The 25556-nt window shown below is 42.4% G+C and carries 22 protein-coding genes; 11 read left to right on the forward strand and 11 right to left on the reverse strand.

Going from position 1 to position 25556, the window contains the following annotated elements:
* Positions 1 to 44: 44 nt before the first annotated feature.
* From NMG48_RS19105 to NMG48_RS19155, 11 genes are all read right to left on the reverse strand, one after another.
* Positions 45 to 428, reverse strand: coding sequence for a response regulator (locus NMG48_RS19105; RefSeq protein WP_271253007.1), 384 nt, complete (start codon positions 426 to 428; stop codon positions 45 to 47).
* Positions 429 to 526: 98 nt separating this feature from the next.
* Positions 527 to 898, reverse strand: coding sequence for a response regulator (locus NMG48_RS19110; protein ID WP_271253008.1), 372 nt, complete (start codon positions 896 to 898; stop codon positions 527 to 529).
* 63 nt (positions 899 to 961) lie between these two features.
* Positions 962 to 3409: an ATP-binding protein gene (locus NMG48_RS19115; protein ID WP_271253009.1), complete on the reverse strand. Its 2448-nt coding sequence runs from the start codon at positions 3407 to 3409 to the stop codon at positions 962 to 964.
* The gene (locus tag NMG48_RS19120) at positions 3406 to 3909 is read right to left on the reverse strand and encodes a response regulator (protein ID WP_271253010.1); all 504 of its coding nucleotides are present in this window, start codon (positions 3907 to 3909) and stop codon (positions 3406 to 3408) included. The genes NMG48_RS19115 and NMG48_RS19120 overlap by 4 nt, the downstream gene beginning before the upstream one ends.
* 5 nt (positions 3910 to 3914) lie before the next feature.
* Complete coding sequence (locus NMG48_RS19125) at positions 3915 to 6239, reverse strand: ATP-binding protein (RefSeq protein ID WP_271253011.1); 2325 nt, start codon at positions 6237 to 6239, stop codon at positions 3915 to 3917.
* Positions 6240 to 6254: 15 nt separating this feature from the next.
* Positions 6255 to 6569, reverse strand: a complete 315-nt coding sequence (locus tag NMG48_RS19130) for a hypothetical protein (protein WP_271253012.1) — start codon at positions 6567 to 6569, stop codon at positions 6255 to 6257.
* Positions 6570 to 6618: 49 nt separating this feature from the next.
* Complete coding sequence (locus tag NMG48_RS19135) at positions 6619 to 7035, reverse strand: hypothetical protein (protein ID WP_271253013.1); 417 nt, start codon at positions 7033 to 7035, stop codon at positions 6619 to 6621.
* 139 nt (positions 7036 to 7174) lie between these two features.
* Positions 7175 to 7561: a response regulator gene (locus NMG48_RS19140; RefSeq protein ID WP_271253014.1), complete on the reverse strand. Its 387-nt coding sequence runs from the start codon at positions 7559 to 7561 to the stop codon at positions 7175 to 7177.
* Positions 7562 to 7957: 396 nt separating this feature from the next.
* A complete protein-coding gene (locus tag NMG48_RS19145) occupies positions 7958 to 10600 on the reverse strand; it encodes a PAS domain S-box protein (protein ID WP_271253015.1) in 2643 nt (880 codons plus the stop codon).
* Between the two features lie 8 nt (positions 10601 to 10608).
* Positions 10609 to 10974: a GGDEF domain-containing protein gene (locus NMG48_RS19150; RefSeq protein WP_271253016.1), complete on the reverse strand. Its 366-nt coding sequence runs from the start codon at positions 10972 to 10974 to the stop codon at positions 10609 to 10611.
* A gap of 63 nt (positions 10975 to 11037) precedes the next feature.
* Entirely contained in the window at positions 11038 to 12981 is a 1944-nt protein-coding gene (locus tag NMG48_RS19155) for a response regulator (protein ID WP_271253017.1), read from the reverse strand.
* A gap of 260 nt (positions 12982 to 13241) precedes the next feature.
* Here NMG48_RS19155 and NMG48_RS19160 point away from each other — a divergent pair, with 260 nt between their 5' ends.
* The 11 genes from NMG48_RS19160 (at position 13242) to NMG48_RS19210 (ending at position 25546) form a co-directional block, all read left to right on the forward strand.
* Entirely contained in the window at positions 13242 to 13922 is a 681-nt protein-coding gene (locus tag NMG48_RS19160) for a Uma2 family endonuclease (RefSeq protein ID WP_271253018.1), read from the forward strand.
* A gap of 70 nt (positions 13923 to 13992) precedes the next feature.
* Positions 13993 to 16560, forward strand: coding sequence for a TIGR03960 family B12-binding radical SAM protein (locus NMG48_RS19165; RefSeq protein WP_271253019.1), 2568 nt, complete (start codon positions 13993 to 13995; stop codon positions 16558 to 16560).
* A gap of 80 nt (positions 16561 to 16640) precedes the next feature.
* Positions 16641 to 17222 carry a Uma2 family endonuclease gene (locus NMG48_RS19170; RefSeq protein ID WP_271253020.1) on the forward strand — a complete coding sequence of 194 codons (582 nt, stop codon included), beginning with the start codon at positions 16641 to 16643 and terminating at the stop codon, positions 17220 to 17222.
* 353 nt (positions 17223 to 17575) lie between these two features.
* The gene (locus tag NMG48_RS19175) at positions 17576 to 18076 is read left to right on the forward strand and encodes a DUF2231 domain-containing protein (RefSeq protein ID WP_271253021.1); all 501 of its coding nucleotides are present in this window, start codon (positions 17576 to 17578) and stop codon (positions 18074 to 18076) included.
* Positions 18073 to 18672: a DUF2231 domain-containing protein gene (locus NMG48_RS19180; RefSeq protein WP_271253022.1), complete on the forward strand. Its 600-nt coding sequence runs from the start codon at positions 18073 to 18075 to the stop codon at positions 18670 to 18672. The genes NMG48_RS19175 and NMG48_RS19180 overlap by 4 nt, the downstream gene beginning before the upstream one ends.
* 8 nt (positions 18673 to 18680) lie before the next feature.
* A complete protein-coding gene (locus NMG48_RS19185; protein ID WP_271253023.1) occupies positions 18681 to 19583 on the forward strand; it encodes a cytochrome c oxidase subunit II in 903 nt (300 codons plus the stop codon).
* A 16-nt stretch (positions 19584 to 19599) separates the two neighbouring features.
* Positions 19600 to 20145 (forward strand): type IV pilin-like G/H family protein, encoded by a 546-nt coding sequence (locus NMG48_RS19190; RefSeq protein WP_271253024.1) that lies wholly within the window; start codon positions 19600 to 19602, stop codon positions 20143 to 20145.
* A gap of 47 nt (positions 20146 to 20192) precedes the next feature.
* On the forward strand, positions 20193 to 21869 hold the full coding sequence (ctaD, locus tag NMG48_RS19195) for a cytochrome c oxidase subunit I (protein WP_271253025.1): 1677 nt from the start codon (positions 20193 to 20195) through the stop codon (positions 21867 to 21869).
* Positions 21856 to 22470 carry a cytochrome c oxidase subunit 3 gene (locus tag NMG48_RS19200; protein WP_271253026.1) on the forward strand — a complete coding sequence of 205 codons (615 nt, stop codon included), beginning with the start codon at positions 21856 to 21858 and terminating at the stop codon, positions 22468 to 22470. Before ctaD ends, NMG48_RS19200 begins: the two co-directional genes overlap by 14 nt.
* A gap of 161 nt (positions 22471 to 22631) precedes the next feature.
* Positions 22632 to 24149: a GMC oxidoreductase gene (locus tag NMG48_RS19205; protein WP_271253027.1), complete on the forward strand. Its 1518-nt coding sequence runs from the start codon at positions 22632 to 22634 to the stop codon at positions 24147 to 24149.
* Between the two features lie 152 nt (positions 24150 to 24301).
* Entirely contained in the window at positions 24302 to 25546 is a 1245-nt protein-coding gene (locus NMG48_RS19210) for a hypothetical protein (RefSeq protein WP_271253028.1), read from the forward strand.
* Positions 25547 to 25556 lie beyond the last annotated feature (10 nt).

The following is a 25556-nucleotide window of genomic DNA, read 5'->3' on the forward strand; positions in this document are numbered from 1 at the left end:
TAGATAGTGACAACTATAAGATCCAGTCACACAACACCAATAACTTACCAATTAAGAATTTGAGAGAGTTCAGAAGTAATCTGTGTGGGATGAAAAGGCTTAACGATTACACCTTGTACTCCTAGTTCCGCAATTTTATGAGCCTCGGCTAGGTCAGCACGGGCTGTCAGTAAAACTATGGGGATATCTACCGATTTAGTACTAGCTTTTAATCGTTTCAGGACTGCAAACCCATCCATATTTGGCATTAGCATATCTAATAAAATCGCATCAGGATGAGTTATGGCGATCGCTGCTAATCCCTCTTTAGCCGATCTAGCAGTTATTATTTTCCAATTGCTGAATACTTCAACACAAGTTTTCACAATTTGGCAAATATATTCTTCATCATCGATCAGTACAATTGTTTTGCTGGATGTATTTTCCATTTGGCTTAGAAGCGCAATATATCTTCTGTATATAGATTTAGAACTATGAACCTATAGTAAAAAATAAAAATGAGGATAATCTGAGGAATTGAGAACACTTACCAATCTAAAAGCTCGGCAATTTGATCGGCAATTTTGAGTGGTTCAAAGGGCTTCGCAATTGTGCCAACTATGCCTAGCTGAGCAAACCTTTCGCGATCGCTGACTTGTACCTTAGCCGTTAGGAAAATCACAGGAATATTTTGAGTCTCTGAATTATTTTGTAGGTTTTGGTAAACACTAATGCCATCCATCTCAGGCATCATCACATCAAGGAGAATTGCATCAGGCTTGATGGTTTCTAATAGTCTCAGCCCCTCTTTGCCAGAATTAGCTACCGTTACTTTCCAGCCTTTAAAGCTTTCTAGACAAACAGCAACGACTTGAGCCAGATTGACTTCGTCATCAATTAGTAATATCGATTTGTTCATAAAGGTAATCTCTAAACATAATTTCTAAACTTAATCTCTAAACTTAATCTCTAAACTTAATCTCTAAATACGATGGGGAATCGTAAATGAAACGGTACTGCCTTGATTTAAAACACTCTCAGCCCAAATTTTGCCTCCATGTTGTTGCACAATGCTTCGACAAATCGCCAAGCCCAAACCTGTACCTCCCATTTGGCGAGAGTCAGAGGCATCGACTTGATTGAAGCGTTCAAAGATACTTTCTAGATTGCTTTCAGGAATTCCCCGCCCATGATCTCTGACACGAAAAATAATCTCATCAGTGATTGCTTCAACTTCTAGATGAACTTGACTATGCGGCATAGAAAACTTAACTGCATTACTCAGTAAATTAACTAGCGTTTGGACGAGGCGATCGCGATCGGCAAAAATTTGTTGGGAAGGAACATTACTAATTATTTCAATTTGACTTTTAGCAGCGATCGCCTCCATCGTTTCTATAACCTGTTGACAGATCTCAGCCGTATCAGACCATTGGCGATTGAGAGTGACATTATTGGATTCTAAACGCTCTAAATCGAGAATGTCATTCACCAGTCTGACTAGCCTCTCGGTATCAGAGGAGGCAATATTGAGCATATTCTGAGCGACTTCAGGTTGATTGGCTAATACCCCTGAGGCCAGCAATCCTAAAGCCCCCCGAATCGACGACAGGGGAGTTCGGAGTTCATGACTAGCAATGGAAATAAACTCACTTTTGAGCCGTTCAACCTTTAACTTATCTGTAATATCTTCCCCAATACTCATTGTCCCAATAACTTCATTGTTCTGCTTGCGGAGGATTGTGTTGTTCCAAGACACCACTCTTTCTTGACCTGACTTCGTTACAATCGCATTTTGATAATACTTAAGGAATTTGTCGGGGTTGTTTAAGAATCCTCCAAAATCTCGCCTTATGTTTTCTTGTTCAGACTGGGGTACAAAACAAGAGAGCCAGTCCTTGCCGATTACTTCTGCTAATTCATAACCCATAGATTCGAGAAAGAATGGATTAGCATATTCCACTTTCCATTCATTGTCCAATCCAATCACAATTAAGCGTACATTGTCTAATAAAGATTGCCAGCGTCGATTGGCTTCTTGAAGCGCAAATTCACTGAGCTTATTGGATGTAATATCTGCAAAAACCATGAGAATTGTTGAGATTTCGCCATCAGCATCATATTCAGGGATGACGCTAACTTGGTAATGTGCGGTTCCTCGGTTATCTGACAAGGGAAACTCAATCTCATACTGTTGGGAAATCCCTGTTGTCACTAAGGTTCTAATCGCATCCTCGGCGACCAAAATACTTCTCTCAGGCAATCCCATTTCGCGAAATGTTTTGCCAATAAATGCGGCGGGAGGAATGCCTAATATTTTCTCTATGGCTGAATTGATATAGAGGTGTCGCAATTGACGATCAAGGCGCAGAATCAAATTGGGTGAATTTTCGACAAGGGCAGTTGATTCCTGTTGACGTTTAAAAAGTTCGGCAGTGCGTTCATTAACCCGATTTTCTAAGTCTGTATTGCTGATCTGGAGACTGCGATAGAGTTCCGCTTGTTGTAGAGCGATCGCCAATTGTACAGATAGCTGTTGCAGTAAGCGAATATCTAATTCATCCCAAAAATGTGGCTCAAAACACTGATAGGTGCATAGCAGACCCCATAGAGGGTGATCTAGATTATTAGGGTGGAGAATCGGTACGATCAAACTTGCCCTTGTGGGGAACTGCTCTAGCATGTGCAGATGGCATTCACTGAGATTGGCTGTGTATATGTCAGGAGCAATAAAAACTCTGCCTTCGCGATATTCACCTCCCATATTTTCAGGAAAGTATTCATCGCTGAGTTGTCTATGGATACAGGTTTCCCAAGGGGGAAAAACCGACTCAGCGATAATTACACCACTCATATCAGAATTGAACCGATAAATCACCGTGCGATCGGCTTTTAAAAATGCGCGGATTTCTTGCACGATCGCATTAGATATTTCTTCTAAATCAAAATATTGGCGAATATGCAGGGCAATTTTAGCTATAACAATTTCTTGATTTTGCAATCGTTGCAATTTGCGGCTGAGGAGCAGATGATCGACCACTCGCCCAACTCGATTACATAGCGATAGGGCGGTTACTTCACTTTTCGATAAATAATCGGCGGCTCCTAACCGCATCGTCTGGAGAATAAGCTGTTCATTGCCACGATGTCCAGTTAAAACGATCGCTTCAAGTTTTGGCACAAGCACACCTTCGCCCATTGCCTCGAGTAACTCTAAGCCCTCTCCATCAGGTAGAGAATAATCCACAAGAACAATGTCAGGTTGATGCGATCGCCAAAAAATTAAGCCTTCTTCTAAGGTGGCTGCTTCTAGAAAATTGTAGGAACGGGATAGGTCTGATTGCAGATAGCGCATGTAAGTAACGCGATCTTCTTCAGAATCATCGACGATCAAAATAGTGATAGCTACATCTAAGGTTGGCGATGTCATAGATTTTTAGCTGTGAATTGTTCGTAACTGGGCAACACCACTATTTGGAACCAGTATTTAAAAATGTTTTGGATAGCCTGCTGCATTAACGCAACACCCATTGGCTTGATCACATAACAATTTGCGCCGTATTCGTAGCAGGTTTGAATATCGCGATGACTATTTGATGTTGTCAAAACAATAATTGGGATCGTTTTGAGATTTGGAGATTGCTTTACCTGTTGAATAACTTCCCGACCATCGGTTCCGGGGAGATTTAGATCAAGCAAAATCGCAACGGGCAAAGGTGCATTTAGCTCTTGATATGCTCCTGCGCGAAATAGGTAGTCTAAAGTCTCATCCCCATCGTGAAATCGTAAAAAACGATAAGGAGATCGGTCGATTTCATCCATATTCTGAATAGCTCGCATAAACATATAAAAGTCCTCATCGCTATCTTCAACAATCAGAATGACGGGATGGGAAAGATCCTCCCAAGGTGAATTTAAGCTCTTATTCATTAACCTTACTTATTTGGATTAGATGTAGGTAAAGAGAATGAAAATGTGGTTCCTTGGTCTGGATGAGACTTTGCTTGAATGCTACCACCATGCCGTTCGACAATTTTTCTGACAATGGTTAGTCCCGCGCCTGTGCCTCCACCATATTTATTGGGGGAATTCAAGCGTTTGAAGATTTGAAACACAGTTTCTAAATGTTTTTCTCGAATACCAATGCCATTATCGCGCACAGAGATACTGACAAAATGGTTGTTACTCTGATTTCGATCCATCAGCCAGTCAATTTCCACCCATTTTTCAGGAGACTCGTTGTATTTAAAGGCATTGGCAATTAGATTAATAAAAACTTCTTCAATTAATAACCGATCGCCCCAGATGGTCGGGAGCGATCGCGGCACGCGGATTTCGCAGTTTACCCATTGAGGATTCATCGCAAATATTTCTGTTACATTGTGCAGTAACTGATTGAGATCAATTTGCTCCATTTGTAGCTCTTGCCGACCTAGACGCGAGAACTTTAAGAGGGAGTCGATCAAAGATTCCATCCGTTTGGTCAGACGCACCAAGGTATGTAATTTGTCTGCACCATCTTCCTTGAGAATTTCACCATAGTCTTCTAATAGAAAAGTGGCGTAGTTATGAATACCGCGTAAAGGTTCTTTTAAATCATGGGAAGCTATATAAGCAAAGGCATCAAGTTCGCTATTACTGCGTTTTAGTTCGGAGTTAATGATGGCAATTTCGCTAGTTTGCTTCAGAACGATATTAACGATCGCCTGTTGCAATTCCAATACACCTTCGATCTCACAGGATAACCAAGGGTTAGACTTGCCGCAGACAATCTGTTTCCAAGCCTCAAAGGACTGACGGGGAAAGAGGAGAATACTACCATCCTCAGCAACCCGTTCATTTTTATCGATCTGTCCTGCCCATGTCACAGTTTGCAATTGCTCAGGACGGAACCAGAGGATGTAGCGGTGCTGTGTTTTAGAAATCGCCATAGCAATCAAGCCACTCGCGATCGCTTGATATTCCTTTGCTTCAGGATAGAGGCTAGACAAAGCATCAGTCACAAATAGATCTAGATCAGATTGAGCTTGCTCAAATTGATCTTGTAGCCAAGTCATCAGAGATTGCAGATCTTGCTCACTTGGTGTTTCTCCGATCAAGATCAGGCGATCGCCATCGCAAATCACCGCACCTTGAGCGCTAGTTAAATTCAACAAAGATTCGCGATCGGCAGCAATCTCATCCACAAATTCCGTTGCTTTTGCCAGACGTTCGAGAAATTGACCTTGGATTTTTTTGAGCTGGAGTTTGTAGTCAAGATTTATGTTGGATTCTTTATTTGCTAGCTCTGTAGACATTAATTGCCCCAAAAACTCACAAATCGTCCGAATTTCATAGGGGACAAATTTGGGTACACCATGATGACAAGCAATCAGTCCCCAGAGCTTTTGGTTTTGAATGAGAGAAACGGACATGGAAGCTGCAACCCCCATATTTTGCAAATACTCAATGTGCATTGGTGAGACCGATCGCAAGTTGCAATAGCTCATATCAAGGGGTTGTGATCTGAGAAATTGCTCAGAGCTGACTAAACCCGTCGGTTGATAATTGACATTGGGAATGAGTCGCAACCAGTTGAGGGTATAGAGATGTTTTGCCTGTTTGGGGATATCTGAATCGGGATAATGTAGTCCTAAAAAGGGTTCTAAATCGGGCTGTTTCGTTTCCGCAATAACCGTACCGTCACCTTGCTCATTAAAGCGATAGATCATGACCCGATCAAATCCTGTTAAGGATTGCACCTCTTGCACTACTAAATCACAGAGTTCTGTCAAGTCTTGCGCCATCTGCATTTTGGTGAGGGTACTTTTAACTTGGCGATAGAATTGAAAGAAATCATGTTCTAGCTTTGTTTCTAGCGGCTCTAACTCTAAGACGATTTCGTTACTAGGAGAACGATGGACAATTCCATTAAAAGATTGATATAACGCATCTGTTAATCCATAAAAATTAATACAGATAGGATTAGTTTTTTCAAAACTGCGCTCAAGACATTCCCAAATAGATGTAATTATTTCTGTCTCTATAAATTCTTCTAAAGGACGATCAAGTAAATCCTCAGAGGCAATTCCTAAAATTTCAAGGGAGTTCCCGCTCACCTGAGCAATCCGCAAATCTGGATCAGTTAGCACTAACAATAATCCATGAGGTTGAATCAAACTCGGAATGTGAATCGGTTCGCGATCGCAATTAGTGAGATTAACCGCCTCAAATTGAAATTCATTAAGTTCATTGGGAAGTGTTTTTAGCCGTTTATTCATACGATTGTCCAAATTTTATGCTTCTGGCAGGATCTGAAAAATACCATCTTGAATTAAGGCTTTGATTTGTAGATCTTGCTCTGAAAAACTATAGGGTATTTTGGGCTTCTCTGGGCTTTCTTTTGTACAGTCAATTACTTGATAGCGCTGGGGAATGTGGCGAGTAATATGTTCTAGCGATCGCTGCCGCAGTTCGTGGTTCGACATTTTAACTTGAAATTCGGGCATCGATGAATATTCGGGTTGTAAGCAATTGGGATAATCGCTGAGAAAAGTATCAATTTCTTCCACAGCAACGAGTAATGTTAATTTGACAAATGTTTTCGGCATGAGAATATCTGGCTAATGAATGATAGTTAATGAAAGAATTTGGGTTGAGCTAAGATTCTACTAAGGAGGAAAGCAAGAAATTGCTACGCCAAAATAGTCTTTCTTTTACAATCGCTGTTAATGATTCATTAGAGAGCGCTTTCCATTTTGGCTTTGTAGCGATCCCGTGATGCCATTCAAAGGCAACCTCACTATATTCTGTGCTGATTGGGCGGCTTGCATAGTGGGGATCACATTCAATCCAAGTTAAGCGATCGGGGTTAAGCTGAAAGACTCGAACTATATGTGTAGCTAATTGTTCGATCTGATTAGGGATAAACCAGCCAATTTCACAGTTTTGGACAGAGACGATCGCAATCTGATGTCCACAGGGTTTATAAATAATACGCAAATGACATTTTAGCTGCCAGATTGCTGACTCTTGACCACTCACATGGCATTCGTAAAACTGCTCAAATATTTTCATGTTACAGATTATTTCTTAAGGATAATTAGTAAAAAAGACTATCTACCTATTCAAGAGAGTCAGTTTCACCTATTTCCAAAGCTAGCAATCAAAAATGAGGACAATCTGAAGAGAAAAACTGCTTAACAATTCTCTGCTTTTACCATCCTAATATGTCCGCAACTTGTGGAACTAGAGTATTGAGTTCAAATGGCTTGCTAATTACGCCTCTGCATCCTAAGTTCACAAGGTCTGGATGGCTGATCAGATTAGTACAGGATGTTAATAACACCACGGGAATATTCTTGTATTCTGCATTTTCTTGTAGTTTTTTGACAAAAGTGAAGCCATCCATATCTGGCATCATTACGTCTAGCAAAATTGCGTCGGGTTTATTCTTTGCGATCGCGTTTAAGCCATCTTTGCCTGAAGTCGCAGTAATGGGTTTCCAATTGCTGAGATTTTCTAGACAAATTGCCACAATCTGACGAATTAGATCTTCATCATCAATCACTAAAACCGTTTTATCGGGACTAATGTTACTCATACATGCAGGTGAACATTACCTTAACGTGACATTAGCTTTAAATTTAATCCAAAAAAATGAGGACAATCTGAAGCAAAAAATCCATCATCCCTCAAGAGAGTGTTTGGGAATTATCCTATTTAGCATAAATTTCTGCTTTTACCCCCCTTAATCCACCCTTGGTAAGGCATTAACATACTTGACGCACCAAATCTCTAAAACCCCCTCTAACTCCCCCTTGGAAGGGGGAGAACTTAGACTTCCCCCCTTTCAAGGGGGGACTGAGGGGGGTAAAAATCTGCGCAGTGTGTCAAGTATATTAACGCCTTTGGTAAGAGGGGAAGTCTAAGTTCTCCCCCTTTGCATTTCAGTCCTGTAAGGATGGACGGCGCGAAGCGCCGCCCATCCTTACAGGCTTCAAGACATTGATGAAATTTGATGGGGAATTGTGAACGAAAAAGTACTTCCTTTTGTTAAGTCACTTTCTACCCAGATTTTGCCGTTATGTTGCTGGACAATACTGCGACAGATGGCTAAGCCCAAGCCTGTGCCTCCCTTTTGACGGGAATCAGAGACATCCACCTGCTTGAAACGGTCAAATATGCTTTCTTGATGTTCTATCGGAATGCCGCGCCCATGATCCTGCACATGAAAGACGATCGCATCATTTTGTGACTGAACCGTTAGTGATACTTCACTTTGAGCTGGTGAAAACTTAATCGCATTGCTGAGTAAGTTCACTAACGTTTGTATAATGCGATCGCGATCGGCAAAAATCTGTAAAGACTCGACATTACTCGATAGTTGAACCTGATTGATCTCTGCGATCGCCTGCATTGTTTCCATTGCTTGCTGACATAGTTCCGATGTATTCCACCATTTGCGATCAAGGGTGATCGTATTCGACTCTAAACGCTCTAAATCGAGAATATCGTTGACTAGGCGAACTAGGCGCTCTGTATCAGCGATAGCAATATCTAGCATATGTTTAGCAGTATCAGGTTTATTAGCTAAAACACCAGAAGCTAGTAGCCCTAATGCTCCTCGAATAGAAGCGAGAGGTGTTCTCAATTCATGACTGACCACTGAGATAAATTCACTCTTGATCTTTTCCATTACCAACTCATCGGTAATATCTGCACCGATACTTAATGAGCCAATAATCTTGCCCGTGCTATCGCGCAGTGCCGTGTTATTCCAAGCGATCGCTAATTGCTTACCTGCTTTAGTCAAAATCTGATTTTGATAGTGAGGATAATCGCCAGTGGTGATCAATTCGGTAAATACCGATCGCGCAGATTGAACTTCATGCTCCTGCAACAATAAGGAGAAGACATTTTTCCCGATTACTTCATCGGTCTCATACCCTGTTGTCTTAAGGAAAAACGGATTGACATATTCGATGTTGCCCTGACTATTGAGTCCGAGGACGAGTAAGCGCACATTATCTAGCAACGATTGCCAACGATGGTTGGCAGTTTCTAGTTCGATCTGGCGTTGAGATAACTCCGCAGTGCGATCGGCAACCCTAATTTCGAGATCAGCCTTGGTCGCTTGAAGTTCTTTCTCGACAGACTTAAGCGAATTAACCTCCGTAATTGTGCCGACATATCCCAGCATGATGTCATTTTCTATTTCGGGAATTGCTTGAGTAATCACCCATGTAATTGAGCCATCGGGAGATATAAATCGATATTCGGCATAGAATTTTTGGCGATTTGCGGCGGCGACCTGCCATTGACTGATAACGCGATCGCGATCTTCAGGATGAAGCCTTTGCGACCAGCCCATATCCATTGTCTCCTCAAGGTTAATTCCCAAAATTTCACAAACACGAGAATTTGCATAAATGCTGTTGCCCTGTAGGTCGGCGCGAAAGATACCAACAGGAACTACTTCCGCGAGAGTTTCATATTGTCTCTGGCTTGCGCGTAAAGCTTCTTCAGCAAGTTTGCGATCGGTCACATCGATCGCGATCGTAATCCATAGGCGTTTGCCATTAGGTTGAATATCTAATGGTGCAGAGTAATAGTCCCAAAATAGCCTTTTACCTTCTTTGCTAATCACTTCATGCGTATCTTCACTATTAAATGGTTTATTTCGGGTAAAAGATTTCTGCAAAAAAGCATCAACCTCCACTTGTCTCTCACCATAGGCTTGGCGAGTCCAATCTCGCACAGTGGGAATATCCGTGATCGCATAGCCCGATAGGTCTGTCCATGCCTGATTTACTAATAAAAATTCCTCATCTTCGATATGTAAAGTAATCGGCAAAGGGGCATTAAAAATCGCTAGGCGAAAAAGCTGCTCTTTTTTTTGTAACTCTGCTGTGCGTTCCTCAACTTTCTGCTCTAAGTCTTGATTATTTTGTTGTAATTGCAGTTCAGCTTGTCTGCGAATAGCAACTTCTTGAGTGAGCAGTAAGTAAACGACTACAAATAAGCTAAAACCAGTTACAGAAGCAAGAATGACAAAGATTAGGGTGAGATGAACGCTATCCTCAACAGCTTGCGATCGCACAATGATTAGCTGATCTTCCACCTTTTTCATTTGGGCGATCCGCGCCTCAATTTTCTGACGCAATTGCCAACCCTGATAGGTCAATTCCACTTGGGTTGGCGTAAGATTGGGATCTTGTTGCCATAGTTGCAGGGATTTTTCGAGAACCTCAATACGTTGATTAACTAATGGATCGACAATAGCAAAATGTTTTTGCTGATTAGGATTGTCTTTGATCAATTGGTGTAAGTTTTTGAGGCGATCGCGCAATCCTTTGATTTTGGTATCGATACCGATCACAAAAATTGGATCTTTGGTAATAATCTGCCCTCGTCGCCCCAGTTCTGCATCAACTATATCGCCAATGATTCCCTGTAAATTCTCAATTACCGCACGAGTATGGACTAAACTTTGGCGATTTTCCCTTAAGCGCTGAATACTGACGTAGGAGGCAATTCCACAACCAAATAACAGTAAAAATGCTACCCAAAAGCCGTATTTGAGCATATACGCTTTGAGCGACTGAAATTGCGCCCGATTGGAGTGTGATGCTCTCGTCATACTGCTGCTTAAAAATCACCTACTATTACAATTTTATTTCTTCCTGTCGCCTTTGCTTGATATAGCGCCGCATCCATCTGGCGATACAAAGTTTCTATATTCGTACCAGATTTGGGATATTCCACTAGTCCAGCACTGAAAGTACTGCCAAAAGACACACCTGTATCAGTGACAAATTTTTGCTGCCGCCATACCCGTAATAAAATATTCAACCGTTCCATACTTTGTTGACAAGTTGCTCCATACAAGCCAACCACAAACTCCTCCCCACCCCAACGCATCACCACATCTTCATTCCGAAAATTTTGGCGCAACAGGCTCCCAAACTGCTTGAGTACCATGTCACCCATACCATGTCCATAGCGATCATTCACTTGTTTAAATAAATCTAAATCTAAAATCGCTAAACAGATATTCTGATGATTGCGTGTGGCTATTCATAAAAGTTGGGTGAGAACTTGAATACCCCGCCGATGGGTATAAACACCCGTCAAACCGTCAAAATCTGCCTTCTGCCTAGAGATGCGACTACGCTCTAAACGACTAAGAATGCGTGTATACAAGTCTGCTTCTACGATTGGCTTACTGAGATAATCATCAGCACCAGCGATAAATAATTGCCGAATCGTTTCGCGATCGCTATGAGCTGATAAAAACACAATCGGTAAATCATGCCAAAGTGAAGACGTTCGCACAGCTTGACACAAATCTAGTCCGCTATAGTCAGGCATCACCACATCTAAAATTAAGAGGTCAGGAGCAGTTAATTCCAGAACCTGCCAAAAAGTTTGCGGATTTTGTAAAGTGATCACCTCAAGATCTGAGCTTTCGAGTAACCGCCGCAGCATTTCGAGCAGCAACAGATCGTCATCGACAATCATCACCTTTAAGCGATCGTGCTGTCGTTGAGATAAAATCTGCGAAACCGTACTGAGGATCTCCTCCGATGATGCAGGCTTTTCGATAAATGAGCAGCTACCTTTACGTGCTGCGGTCACGCGATCGCCCAAACCACTTGCCGCAGTCATCATGATTATTGGTATTTTGGGTTCCCGTTGCGCGAGTTCATCGAGAAAAGTTAATCCATTCTCCGCAGTATGAGGAAAGAGGATATCTAGCAAAACCGCAGCAGGCGGCTCTTGGGCAATCTTTTCCCTAGCAGAGACAATATCTTCAGCAATTTGCACGCGCATCCCCCAAGTTTTCGCCTCTGTTTTAATCTCTTGAGTGAAATTAGCATCATCATCCACAATCAATAACAATGGCAGTTGTGTATGATATGGCTGAAATATGGTCTTTTCAGGTAAGGCTTTCGGTGAGTTAGTACTTGATTCTAGCTCGTTAATTAGATGCAGCAGATCCTCTACATTTGTGGGTAATAGAGAAGAATCACTTTTTAAAATTGCCTCAATCTGACGAGCGATCTTTGAACCTAAGGGAAACCCTAGTGAACCCATTGAACCAATCAGTCGATGGGCTTCCATATATCCTTCATTCCGTAAATCCGCGTCTAGTTCTCCCTTTTCTAGCGCAGTCACAATTTGCCGAAAAAGGGCAATCTTGTCTGGCAAACTAGCAATTAATCTATTCGCCATCGTGGCAATTACTTCCTGAGCTTGCGCCATTTTTTTCTGCGCCAAATCTTCTTCAGGTAAAGGTGCAGGCGTAGATGATGGTAAAGGCTGACTCACCAATGGAACAGGCTCAGGTTTGAGGCGATACCCCAATCCATACAGAGTCTCAATGGGGTCTATAGGTAGTCCCGCCATTTTCAGCTTGTGACGTAATACTTTAATATGGGTCGTCACCGCCTCCTCACTGGGAAATTCTCCCGCCGACCATACCTGATCTAGCAAAGCGCTGCGGCTAAATATCTGTTGCGGATGTCGCAGAAATAGTTCTAAAAGACCATATTCCTTCTGAGTTAGGCGCAAAGGTTTCTGGTTATAAGTGACTATATTCGTCCTGAGATCGAGGCAGAGGTTTTCCCATACCAATTTTTGAATCAATGTGTCGCGATCGCTATAGCGTCGCAACAAAGCCCGAATCCTTGCCACTAATTCCTGAAAGTTATAGGGCTTAACGACATAATCATCCGCACCTGCCTCTAAACCCATTACGCGATCGCTAGTACTATCCTTAGCTGTGAGTAAAAGGATAGGGATTGTATAGCCAGATTTGCGGATTTTAGTGCATAGCTCAACCCCATTGCTATCAGGCAAAATAACGTCGAGGATGATTAGGTCATAGTTATAGGTGGTGACATATTGCCATGCAGTTTGGGCATTGGCAGCAGAGTCAATGGTGTAATGCGAATCTGCTAATAACTGCAAAAGTATTTCCGCAGAGTGGCGATCGTCTTCAACCAATAAAATCTTCAAGATTTGCTCCTGCGACAATGCTAAATTTACATGGCGCTCAAGTAAGCATAAAAAATGCGATCGCCTAGCTGAGAATTCCCATAACTCCCATAATCCACATCTTTTTCGCCCAGATACTTTAGTACTTGTAATACGCTATAAAGCTCATTTTAGTGTAAGTAGCTAGCCCCAACAAATGAAGGCGACGCGAAGCGTCGCCTTCATTTGTTGGGGCTATATAATACCAACTAGATAGCGAAGATACTTTTGAGGTTATTCCGATGCTACAAATCGATCTCAAACATCTGCCCACCAGCGACGAATTACCTGACTCTGACGATACACCTGTGGATAACGAAGACCAGAATTTTGTACCGAATTTACTATTGTTCTTGTTGGAATATATTTGGAAAAGTCGCGATGATTGGTACTTTGGTGTGGATATGGGGATCTATCACACCACTGGCGTAAGTCCTAGAGTTCCTGTAGTTCCTGATGGATTTTTGAGCTTGGGAGTGGAACGGCGTAAAAATGGTGGATCTCGTAGCAGTTATGTGATGTGGGAAGAAGAAGATACTGCACCGATTTTGGCTTTAGAAGTTGTATCCCATACCTATGGCGATGAGTATGAAAAGAAGTTAGATATTTATCGCAAATTAGGTGTCAAGTATTATGTGATTTACAATCCTCAATTCTGGCGGCGCGATGGACATTTGCCCTTTGAGGTTTATACATTAGTTGATGGGGATTACCAATTACAGATTGGTGAACCTCTATGGATGCCAGAGATCGGCTTAGGAATTGGACGTGCTGTATTACCAAGCGATCGCTTGAGTCGTGAAGTTTTAAGCTGGTTTGATCAAAAAGGCGATCGCTACCTCACTGCTGAGGAAAAAGTCGAAAGGTTGGAAAGACTAGCCACTAGATTAAGGGAATTGGGCGAAGATCCTGATCTGCTTTGATGAACAAGGGGCTTAAGCCCCTTGCCTCAGCCAATGTAAAATAGGGCTAGATCAAATTTTGAAAAACTCTATGCCCGTTCCCGTAGAACAATTACTTACCTCCGAAATTCTTAAACCTGCTCGCTATTTAGGCAACGAGTTTGGCGCAGTACATAAACCTTGGGACGAAGCGCTCGTGCGTTGGTCGCTGACCTATCCCGAAATATACGAGGTCGGTGCGTCAAATTTGGGGCATATCATCCTCTACAGCATTATTAACTCTAAAGATGGTCAACTTTGCGATCGCGCCTATCTCCCAGCCCCTGACCTCTCCACCAAACTCCGCGAAACCAAAACAGATTTATTTGCGGTCGAATCTAAGCGATCGCTCCGAGAATTTGACATTTTAGGTTTCAGTCTCAGCTACGAGTTAGGAGCAACCAATGTTCTCGAAATGTTTGATCTTGCCAATATTCCGATGACATGGCGAGAACGGAGTGAATTAAGTATTGAGGAATGTCCATTAATCTTTGCAGGAGGACAGACTGCAACTTCCAATCCTGAACCCTATGCAGATTTCTTTGATTTCTTTGCCCTTGGTGACGGGGAAGATCTATTGCCAGAAATTGGCGAAGTACTTAAGGCAGCTAAACTCGCAGGAAAAACCCGTCGCGAAACCTTACTAGATCTGGCTAATGAAGTTGATGGAGTTTACGTTCCAGAATTTTATGACATGGACGAGAAAACAGGAGCAGTCACTCCCAATCGTAGCGATGTCTCTCCGCGTATCTTGCGGCGTGTTGCCACACCAATGCCTGAGCATAGTATTGGACTAGTTCCCTTAGTAGAAACCGTCCATGATCGCCTAACTATTGAAATTCGACGCGGATGTACCAGAGGCTGCCGTTTTTGCCAACCGGGGATGCTGACCCGTCCTGCCCGTGATGTTGATCCTGAGAAAGTTGTCGATACAATTGAAAGAGCCATTCGTGAAACTGGCTACAATGAGTTCTCTTTACTTTCTCTATCCTGTTCCGATTATCTGGCTCTGCCTTCGGTAGGTGTGCAGATTAAGAATCGCTTTAAAGATGAGCATGTGACTCTCTCATTACCCAGCCAAAGGGTCGATCGCTTTGATGAGAATATTGCCCATATGCTCCGCAGTGGTGACGGTCGGCAACAGGGCTTAACCTTTGCACCAGAGGCAGGTACACAGCGATTGCGGGATGTAATCAATAAGGGCTTGACCGATGAAGAATTGCTCCAAGGCGTGAAAACTGCCTATGTAGAAGGATGGGATAAGGTAAAGCTCTATTTCATGATTGGCTTACCTACGGAAACCGATGAAGATGTCATTGGTATCGTTGATACTGTGGAATGGCTTCAGCGTGAATGCTCTCAAAAAGGTAGAAAGAAAATATCCTTCAATCTCACTATTTCCAACTTCACTCCCAAACCCCATACACCATTCCAGTGGTACACCGTTTCCAGTGGTGAGTTTGTCCGAAAGCAACAGTTACTTCGCAAAGAGTTTCGTCGTCTCAGTGGCGTAAAGGTGAACTACACAGAAATTCGCATCAGTGCGATGGAGGATTTCGTTGGACGGGGCGATCGACGTTTGGGTAAGGTGCTATATCGCGCATGGCAACTGGGCGCAGGCATGGACTCATGGTTTGAGAATAGTGACAAAGCCTTTGGCGCATGGACACAGGCGATCGCGGAAGCTGATCTCGTTTGGGATGCACCATCGCTAAAAATGCAGGATGCTTTACCTTGGGATCATATTGACACAGGTATCGATAAACAATGGCTAATCGAAGACTGGGAAAGAGCGATCGCTGCTCAGATAATTCCCGATTGCTCCTTTGGTGGTTGCTCAGAATGTGGTGTCTGTGGTCCCGAATTTGGACATAATGAGGTAATTCCACCACCAGAAGTGCCTCCTATTTCCCTAGAGAAGCCCAAGATTCCACCTAGAGTCCAGCGTATCCGTCTCAAATTTGGTAAATTAGGCGATATGAGCTTGATTTCCCATTTAGATCTCCAACGCTTCTTTCAACGTGCAGCCCGTCGTGCGGCTCTGCCCGTTGCCCATACCGAAGGCTTTAACCCTTTACCGCGTATTTCTATTGCTAAGGCTTTGCCCCTCGGTCAAACTAGCAGTGCGGAGTTTGTCGATTTTGAGTTAACTCAAACAGTTACGCTTGAGGATTTTCAACAACGTTTTACAGCGGAATTGGATGAGGATTTACCAATTTATGCGATCGAGGAAGTTGAGGTGCATTCGCCATCCTTAGATTCCCTGCTAGAAGTTGCAGAATACACAATTACCTGTGCTTTTATGACAAACAAGGAGCGCAATGCGGCGGACATTATGGATTTGTTAGAAGGTGCAAGTTACTGTGTACTTGCTGCGACTTCCATTCAAATGCCGAAGGTGTCAAAATCTGGGCGCAATCAAATGTTGGAATTACGCGATCGCATCTTTACGATCAATGTCATCAACCCCGATCCTGAGTTTCCGAAAATCCATTTCATGGGCAGTTGTAAACCTGACAGTAATCTCAAACCTGAGTATGTAATCTATATGATGAACAAATATCTAATGGAAGAGGATGAACTCAAACTAGTCAAAGTCCATCGCGAATCAATGCGTTAATCTCAGAGAGGGGCTGAAGCCCCTCTCTGAGATTACTGACAATAGCTCAGATTTGTTTTTTCAAAAATTAGGAGTTGTTTATGTCTTCACTTACTATCTCACCTCCAACGCCAAAAAAAATCTGGACTGATGCTGAGTTAATGGCTTTAACTGATGGGAACTGCTATGAACTTGTGAATGGAGAATTAGTTGATATGGGAAATTCAGGGGCTTTGCATGGATATACTTGCAGCATCCTCGTTATGGCTTTGATGAATTACATTCTGCCCAGAAAGCTAGGTATCATTCTCGATTCTAGTACAGCCTTTACGATGAAAAATGGTAATAAGCGATCGCCTGATATTTCCTTTGTATCGAAAGAAAAATTGCAAGGACTTACAGAACTACCCGATGGATTTTTAGATGGATCGCCAGACTTAGCGATCGAAGTTCTCTCGCCTAATAACACAATCGCTGAAATCGATCAAAAAATTGTGGAATATTTTGAGAATGGGGCGCGATTAGTGTGGGTAATTAACCTCAAGCTTCATTATGTAATTGTTTATCGGTCTTCTCAAGAACCCGATCGCCTACTCAAACAATCTGATTCTTTAGATGGAGAAGATGTGATTGCTGGGTTTACAATGCCATTATCTGAACTATTCCAAAAGCTATCCTTATAATACCTAAAAACTGTAGCTCACGCTGCGCGTGAGCTACAGTTTTTAGATATATCTATAGAGAGTTGCGAAATAGAATCTTAGAACAATCCTTATTGCTAATGATTTATCAATATCAATAAGCGACTGTTTTTAATTCTTCGCTTTGACGGGATGTCTTTTGACTTAAACGAGCTTATAACGTAAGGATATCAATGCTTAAACTAGTTGTATTGAAGCATCTAGAATCCAAACTCAACGAACATTCTTAAATCTAGATGAACATTTTGCTAAGCTCTTGATGATTGCCTTAGCCTAATATCAACATCCGACAATCAACCACCTCAATCAGTATTGAAAACCCCATTGAAAATACTATGCTGGAATACCTTCCGCCATTAAATGACCATAACTTACCTTATCCCGATACGATTCATCCAATCGTGGTGCATTTTGTAATTGCGATGGTGTTGTTTGCCGTAGTATGCGATGCGATCGGCTACTTCACCCGTAATCCTCGACTATACGAAGTTAGCTGGTGGAATCTATTTTTTGCCACTATTTCTATCTTTATTGCGATTATCTTTGGGCAAATTGAAGCAGGACTCGCAGAACCTTATAGTTCAGTAGAAGCTACTCTAAACCTACATACCATCATCGGTTGGTCACTTTCGGGAATCATTGCTGCGATTACAGGATGGCGCTATGTCTTGCGTGTCCGTGATCCCAAGACTTTACCTGTTTCCTTTCTTGGTGCAGGCTTGTTGCTCACAGTAATAGTTCTTTTTCAAGTTTATTTAGGTGATTTACTGGTTTGGGTTTATGGACTGCACACCGTGCCAGTGGTAGAAGCTTTAAGGGAGGCTAGTTTGAAATGATAGCAACTTTAATCGATCAATTACATGGTCAATTGGGCATGAATGGTTTACCCTACAGCATTCCCATTCATCCGAATCTGGTTCACTTGACCCTCGGCTTGTTTATTGTAGCGATCGGGTTTGATATTGTGGGCGTATTTTTCGTTTTGGAAAAGCCTCTATTCAAATTTATGGCAATTCCTGCGGCAAGGTCGAATTTCTTTGATGTTGGTTGGTACAACATGGTCGGGGCAGCGATCGTCACCTTCTTTACAGTGGGAGCAGGCTTTTATGAAATCCTTCTCGCGACACCAGATGAGAATGTGAAGAGCGCTTGGGGTTTACAAGCGATGGAAACAATGATCTGGCATGGTGTGGGCGGTGTCCTGTTATTAGCTCTGATTGTGGGCATGACGGTCTGGCGTGGATTTCAGCGCTATCTCTGGCGCAAAGATCTTGGTCAGCAGGTACAGTGGAGCTATTTGTTAGCAGGATTGGTAATTTTTGCGATTATGTTTGTGCATGGGACTTTGGGCGCACAGCTTGCCTCAGAGTTTGGGGTACATATCACCGCCGATCGCCTGTTACGTTTAGGTCAAGATCTGAATTCGTTATAGGGAGATCTATGAAACTACGCACGATTTTAATTTTGGTGGGTGTAGCGATCGCGATCGCCCTGATTAGTCTCTGGATGGGACAAGCCGCCTACACATGGTTTCCACCCCAAGCTTCCGCCGAATCAATCTTAGTGGATAACCTATTTAGCTTTTTGGTAACCTTAGGAACTTTCATCTTTCTGGGTGTGGTCGGAACTTTAACCTATTCTGTTCTGTTTCAACGCGCTGAGAAATACGATCTTAGTGATGGACCTCACATCGAAGGCAATGTCAAATTAGAAATCATCTGGACAGTAATTCCCTTTGCATTGGTGATTTGGATTGCCGCCTATAGCTATCAAATCTATGACCAGATGTCGATTTTAGGACCAATGGAACATGCGCATCATGGATCGATGATGGCATCGGCAAATGCAGATGAAGTCAGTAAACCGAAGGCTGAAGAAATTGAAAAAATCCAAGTGCTAGCAAGGCAATGGGCTTGGGAATTTCATTACGCTAATGGCACAAATGGTGAAGTCAGCAGTACTGAGTTACATTTGCCGAATAATCGCCGTATTAAGCTTGTCCTCCATTCTGAAGATGTGTTGCATGGCTTATTTATTCCTGCTTTTCGAGTGAAGCAAGATGTAATTCCGGGACATGATATTGATTTTGAATTTACGCCCATCCGTGAAGGCAAATATCGCTTGCGCGATTCGCAATATAGCGGCACTTATTTTGCGGCGATGCAAACGGATGTAGTAGTGGAATCGCCTGAAGCCTATCAAAAATGGTTAGCGGATGCTTCTATCGCTACGCCTGTAGCTGCCTATAATCGTGCATCTAATGAATATGCTAAACGAGCGAATGCAAATAATTGGGCGACAGTTATCCCTGCGGCTCCGCCTGTGGTGAATTATTCCAATTAAATATGGAGGTCAACCTATGTCTGATCTATTAGAAAAAAATCTAAAAGAAGGTTCTAGGAAGAGAAACCCTAAACGAATTATTGCATTGACTGCTATTGGGGCAATTCCTGTGGGTATTGGAATTTGTTTTATTCAAGTTCCGATCGGTTGCGCTTGCGGTAATCCGGGAATTCAAGCGTCTGGTACTTATCTGAGATCCCAAGAAGCTTACTACCTAGAGCATCAGACTTTTAGCAAATCTTTCGAGTCCCTAAAGATTGCACCGATTCCTGACACAACAACTCGTTATCTCTTCTCTACAGAAGTAATTAGCGATCGCGCATATATTTATGCAACGCCCAGAGAAGTACCTACTGATCTATTTCGCTTAGGAATCACTAAAGCTGAGATCGCTGGGCTTGTTGGTGCTGTTGCCTACGATAAGAAACGCCAAGCTACAGTTTCCATTCTATGTATATCGGAAAGTAATACTTTCGATAAGCCACCTACGCCTATATTCAATGGTGAGCAATTTACTTGTCCCAGTGGATTTTCAGGCAGCTCGCGATCGGGCATCAACTAATTCAACATGTCATCCGTTCCCACAATCCTTAATCAGGTTTATTCTTTATGACTAATATTTCTATTGATGCGATCGCGGATACGCGCCCACCAGAAAAGCCTGAAGACTGGCGGCGATTCTTTGGATTTAGTACCGATCATAAAGTGATTGGGATTCAATATATCGTTACTTCCTTTTTCTTCTTTCTCATTGGTGGCATTCTGGCGATGGTAATTCGGGGTGAACTGATTACCCCCGAATCGGATTTAGTCGATCGCGCAGTGTATAACTCCATGTTCACGATGCACGGCACGATCATGCTGTTCCTGTGGACATTTCCTGTGTTGGTAGGTTTATCCAACTACTTAGTGCCATTGATGATCGGCGCACGCGACATGGCTTTCCCGCGTTTAAATGCCGTTGCCTTTTGGATGGTTCCCGTATTTGGGATTATTCTGATGGCAAGCTTCTTTATTCCAGGGGGAACTTCGCAATCAGGCTGGTGGGCTTATCCGCCTGTGAGTTTGCAAAATCCTACGGGGAAGATTGTTAACGGTCAGTTCCTTTGGTTGCTTGCAGTCGCTATTTCGGGCGTATCTTCGATTATGGGCGCGATTAACTTCGTGACCACGATTTTCCGAATGCGAACTACAGGCATGACTTGGTTCAAAATGCCTGTGTTTGTCTGGACAGTGCTTGCCGCACAGCTAATTCAGTTATTTGGATTGCCAGCGCTGACCGCAGGAGCGGTGATGCTCTTATCTGACTTAACCTTCGGCACTAGCTTTTTCGATCCTGCTAAAGGCGGCGATCCCGTTCTCTTTCAACACTTTTTTTGGTTCTATTCCCATCCTGCGGTCTATGTGATTATCCTGCCCATATTTGGGATTTTCTCGGAAATTTTCCCTGTCTATGCCCGTAAGCCTCTCTTTGGTTATAAATTTGTCGCAGTTTCTTCGCTAATCATTACGGGACTGAGCGCTACGGTTTGGGTGCATCATATGTTTGCCAGTGGCACGCCTAGTTGGATGCGGATGTTCTTCATGGCAACCTCAATGTTAATTTCTGTACCTACAGGAATCAAAGTTTTTGCATGGGTCGCCACCATTTGGGGCGGTAAGATCAAGCTCAATACAGCGATGCTATTTGGGTTAGGAGCGTTGGTGATGTTCGTGTTCGCAGGGATTACAGGCATCATGCTTGCCTCTGTGCCTGTGGATATTCATGTGAATAACACCTACTTTGTGGTTGGACATTTCCATTATGTAATCTATGGTGCGGCGGTTTTGGGTATCTATGCAGCGCTCTATCATTGGTTCCCCAAGATGACAGGGAGAATGTATTCCGAAGGTTTAGGAAAACTCCATTTTATCCTCACCTTTATCGGCACAAATGCTTGTTTTTTCCCGATGCATCCCCTCGGTTTGCAAGGAATGCCCCGTCGCGTTGCCTCCTACGATCCAGAGTTTGCTTTCTGGAATGTGATTGCTAGTTTAGGCGGATTTCTCTTAGGAGTATCGACATTACCATTCTTGCTTAACATGATTGGCTCATGGGTACAGGGTGAAAAAGCTCCCAAAAATCCTTGGCGGGCGATCGGTCTGGAATGGCTAGTTTCTTCGCCGCCATCCCATGAGAACTTTGAGGAGTTGCCGATTGTAATTTCCGAACCCTACGGCTATGGCAAAGATGAACCCTTAGTTTCTAATCCTGATAAATTGGAGGTAGCTCATGCAACCAGTTGATACTTCTGTTGGTGACAATCCCATTCTGGAAGTTACCCACGAATCTGCCCATAGCGATCATCCCGACAATCGGCTATTTGGCTTTGTCGTATTCCTACTTTCTGAAAGCGTCATTTTCCTGAGCTTTTTTACTGCCTATATTGTTTATAAAACGACAGCCCTCCACTGGCGACCTGATGGTGTCACAGGCTTAGAAATTAAAGATCCCACGATTAATACAATCGTTCTCGTATCAAGTAGTTTCACGATCTACATTGCTGAGAAATTTCTCCATAAAAAGCAACTATGGAGGTTTCGCGCCTTCTGGCTCCTGACGATCGCTATGGGTAGTTATTTCCTCTACGGTCAAGCCGTGGAATGGAGTGGTTTAGCCTTTGGCTTCGGGGATGGCGTGTTTGGCGGTAGTTTCTATTTGCTAACTGGGTTTCACGGTTTACACGTTTTAACGGGTGTACTTTTGCAGTTAATAATATTAGTGCGATCGTTCCTTCCCAATGAATATGACAAGGGTTTATATGGCATTGAAGCAACTTCGCTATTCTGGCATTTTGTCGATGTGATTTGGATTGCGTTGTTTACGTTGATTTATGTGTGGCAATGATTATGGGGCTATTGGCTGTTAGCGATTAGCTTTTAGCTTTTAGCCTTTTGTAACGTGATTTAGTTATCTCTGCATTCTTTAGCTAAATAACTTCTACATTCAATTAAAGCTAATAGCTAAAAGCTAACAGCTAAAAGCCATTTCCAAATAAGGAGAACCCAATGATTATTGATGACAATTATTACGATGTGATTATTATTGGAACTGGTGCAGGTGGTGGAACCCTTGCCTATAAACTCGCTTCCACAGGTAAAAAAATCCTGATTCTGGAACGTGGTGACTTCATGCCCCTCGAAGAACAGAATCGCAGCAATATCGATATCTTTCAGCGCGATCGCTATCATGCCCCTGAGCAATGGTATGACCACACAGGCGAGCCATTCTCACCGCAAACTAACTATGCGATCGGTGGGAATACCAAAATCTATGGTGCGGCTCTATTGCGGCGGCGCGAGAAGGACTTTGAAGCAGTCACTCATCAAGCGGGAATTTCCCCAGAATGGTGCGTGAAGTATGACGAATTTGAGCCTTACTACACCGAAGCCGAAAATCTCTACAAGGTGCATGGAGAGACAAATTCTGATAGCACTGAACCAACTCACAGCGCTGATTATCCCTATCCTGCGGTCAGCCATGAGCCTGAGATCCAGAAGATCTATGAGGCGATCGCTAATCAAGGTTTGCATCCCTCCACAATCCCCCTCGGTTTGACCCGTCAAGAGGATGACCCCACTAGCGACTCTGAAGAAAGTTGCCTCGTCCCTGCCTTGAAATCTGCCAATGTCACCTTGAAAACTCAAGCCAAAGTCATCAGTCTCCATACCAATCCATCGGGGCGATCGGTGAAGGGAGTAGAAGCAGAAGTCGGTGGACAGTCCTATCTCTTTTTAGGCGATATTGTCGTGCTTGCCTGTGGTGCGATCAATTCGGCGGCGTTGCTATTGCGATCGGCTAATGATTCCCATCCCAAAGGGCTTGCCAATAGCTCCGATCAGGTGGGACGGAATTTGATGAAAAGCCTGTTTTCATCGGTAGTCCAACTCAGTACTAAGCCCAATAATGGCTCTTTCCAAAAGTCGATTTATGTAAATGATTTCTATTGGGGTGATGCAGATTTTCCCTATCCAATGGGACATATTCAGAACTCTGGTGGACTACTCACCGACATCATTTTTGCGGAATCTCCTCCTGTATTTTCCATTGTTGCCAAGCTCATGCCCAACTTTGGATTGAAGCAGTTAGCCACCCATTCCATCGGCTGGTGGGCTCAAACGGAGGATTTGCCAGACTCCAATAATCGGGTGCGTCTTGAAAATAATAAAATCCATATCGATTACAATCCCAACAATACGGAAGCCCACGATCGCTTAATTTATCGCTGGACTGATGTGTTAAAAAATATCGAGAAGTCTCTAGATGGCTTCCGCACGGGATTCCTGCATCCCCGTGCCGAGTCGCCTTTGCAAGTGGTTGCCAATCAATGCGGAACCTGTCGCTTTGGTGACGATCCCTCAACTTCCGTTTTAGATCGCAATTGCCGCGCCCACGATCTCGATAATCTCTACGTTGTCGATGGCAGTTTCTTTCCATCTAATGCGGCGGTGAGTCCTGCTTTGACGATTATTGCTAATGCTTTGAGAGTAGGCGATCGGTTGATCGAGAGGTTGAATACAGGTTGAACTTGAAGTATCTTTATGTCTTTAAATTACTTAAGCTAGATAACCAAGTTTACGATATTTAGCAAAAAATTGCTTTTTCCGTAAACTTCGTTATCTAGGTAGAAAAACTGATAAATTAGTTAACTTCTTCAATCTCTTTAAGACTAACTTTTATGTTTAACAATAACACTTTTAAAATATTTGCAGAAAAAGAGATTTACAAGGTAATTCAAGATAAAAATCAGAGTATTGAAATTGAGATTAATAGCAAGTCAGAAAACTATATTTTAAATGTTAATGAGATTGATTTTATAAATTACTTAGTTGATAAATACTCTATCAAAAATATCAATCTTAAATTTAATGAGAAATTTATTACAACACATGAAAAAGACATTCCTTTGGAACAATTCCCTTCGCTAGGATTTCGTAGTATTGGACGTAGTGAGGTATATAAAAAAGGCGTTATAAGATATCATATCCCATATGAAGGACGTGAAGAGCTACTGCATTGTATTCCCAGTAGTCGTCTTATGTGGACACTTGACGTTTTAGTAGAAAATAATTGCTTGTGTTTCGATATTATCAACTTTTATGATGATTCCCAAAGAATAGTGAATGAGGCTAATGGAAATATTCACAATATAGAACGTCAATCTAATAATATTATAGCTGATGTTAGTGCTTATAATTCCACTTTATTCTATTCTATTGAAACTTTAGTTAAACAACGTAAACAGCATTTTTTTAAAACAAATAATCTACTTAATTCTCTTGGCGTACCAATCAGAAAAACTGAGAATCTCCCAAATACTTTTGCTATCCCGACTGCTCAAACAAGTAAAAAATTTAAAATTCCTGAACCGATAGTTACAGAGCAAGGATACAAACCAGACCCAACTTTAGAAGTTTCTATTTATCAAGAGATACTACAAACAATACATGATGTTGGCAAACAGTTTGAGCGTATGCCTTCGACTTATGCAAGTAAAAATGAGGAGGATTTACGAGATCATATACTACTATTCTTAGAGCCTCGATTTGAAGGATCTGCAACTGGCGAAACATTCAATAAAAAAGGAAAGACTGATATCTTGCTTCGCTATCAAAATTCAAATGTTTTTATTGCTGAATGTAAGTTTTGGAAAGGGGCAAAAAGTTTTCTTAAAACAATTACTCAGTTGCTTGGATATTTAACGTGGCGTGACTCAAAAGCTGCTGTAGTAATTTTTTCTCAGAATCAAGATTTTTCATCTGTCATTAAAACAGTTGAAAAAGAAGCGCCAGAGCATCCAAACTTTTTAGGTTTTGTAAACAAAAATGAGGAGACATGGCTCAACTACCGATTTCACATTGATGGTGATCCTAATCGTGAGATAAAAGTTGCAGTTTTACTGTTTCATATACCAGACAAATAAGTAACACAAA

The sequence above is a fragment of the Pseudanabaena sp. Chao 1811 genome (assembly GCF_027942295.1).
Classification (GTDB): Bacteria; Cyanobacteriota; Cyanobacteriia; order Pseudanabaenales; family Pseudanabaenaceae; genus Pseudanabaena.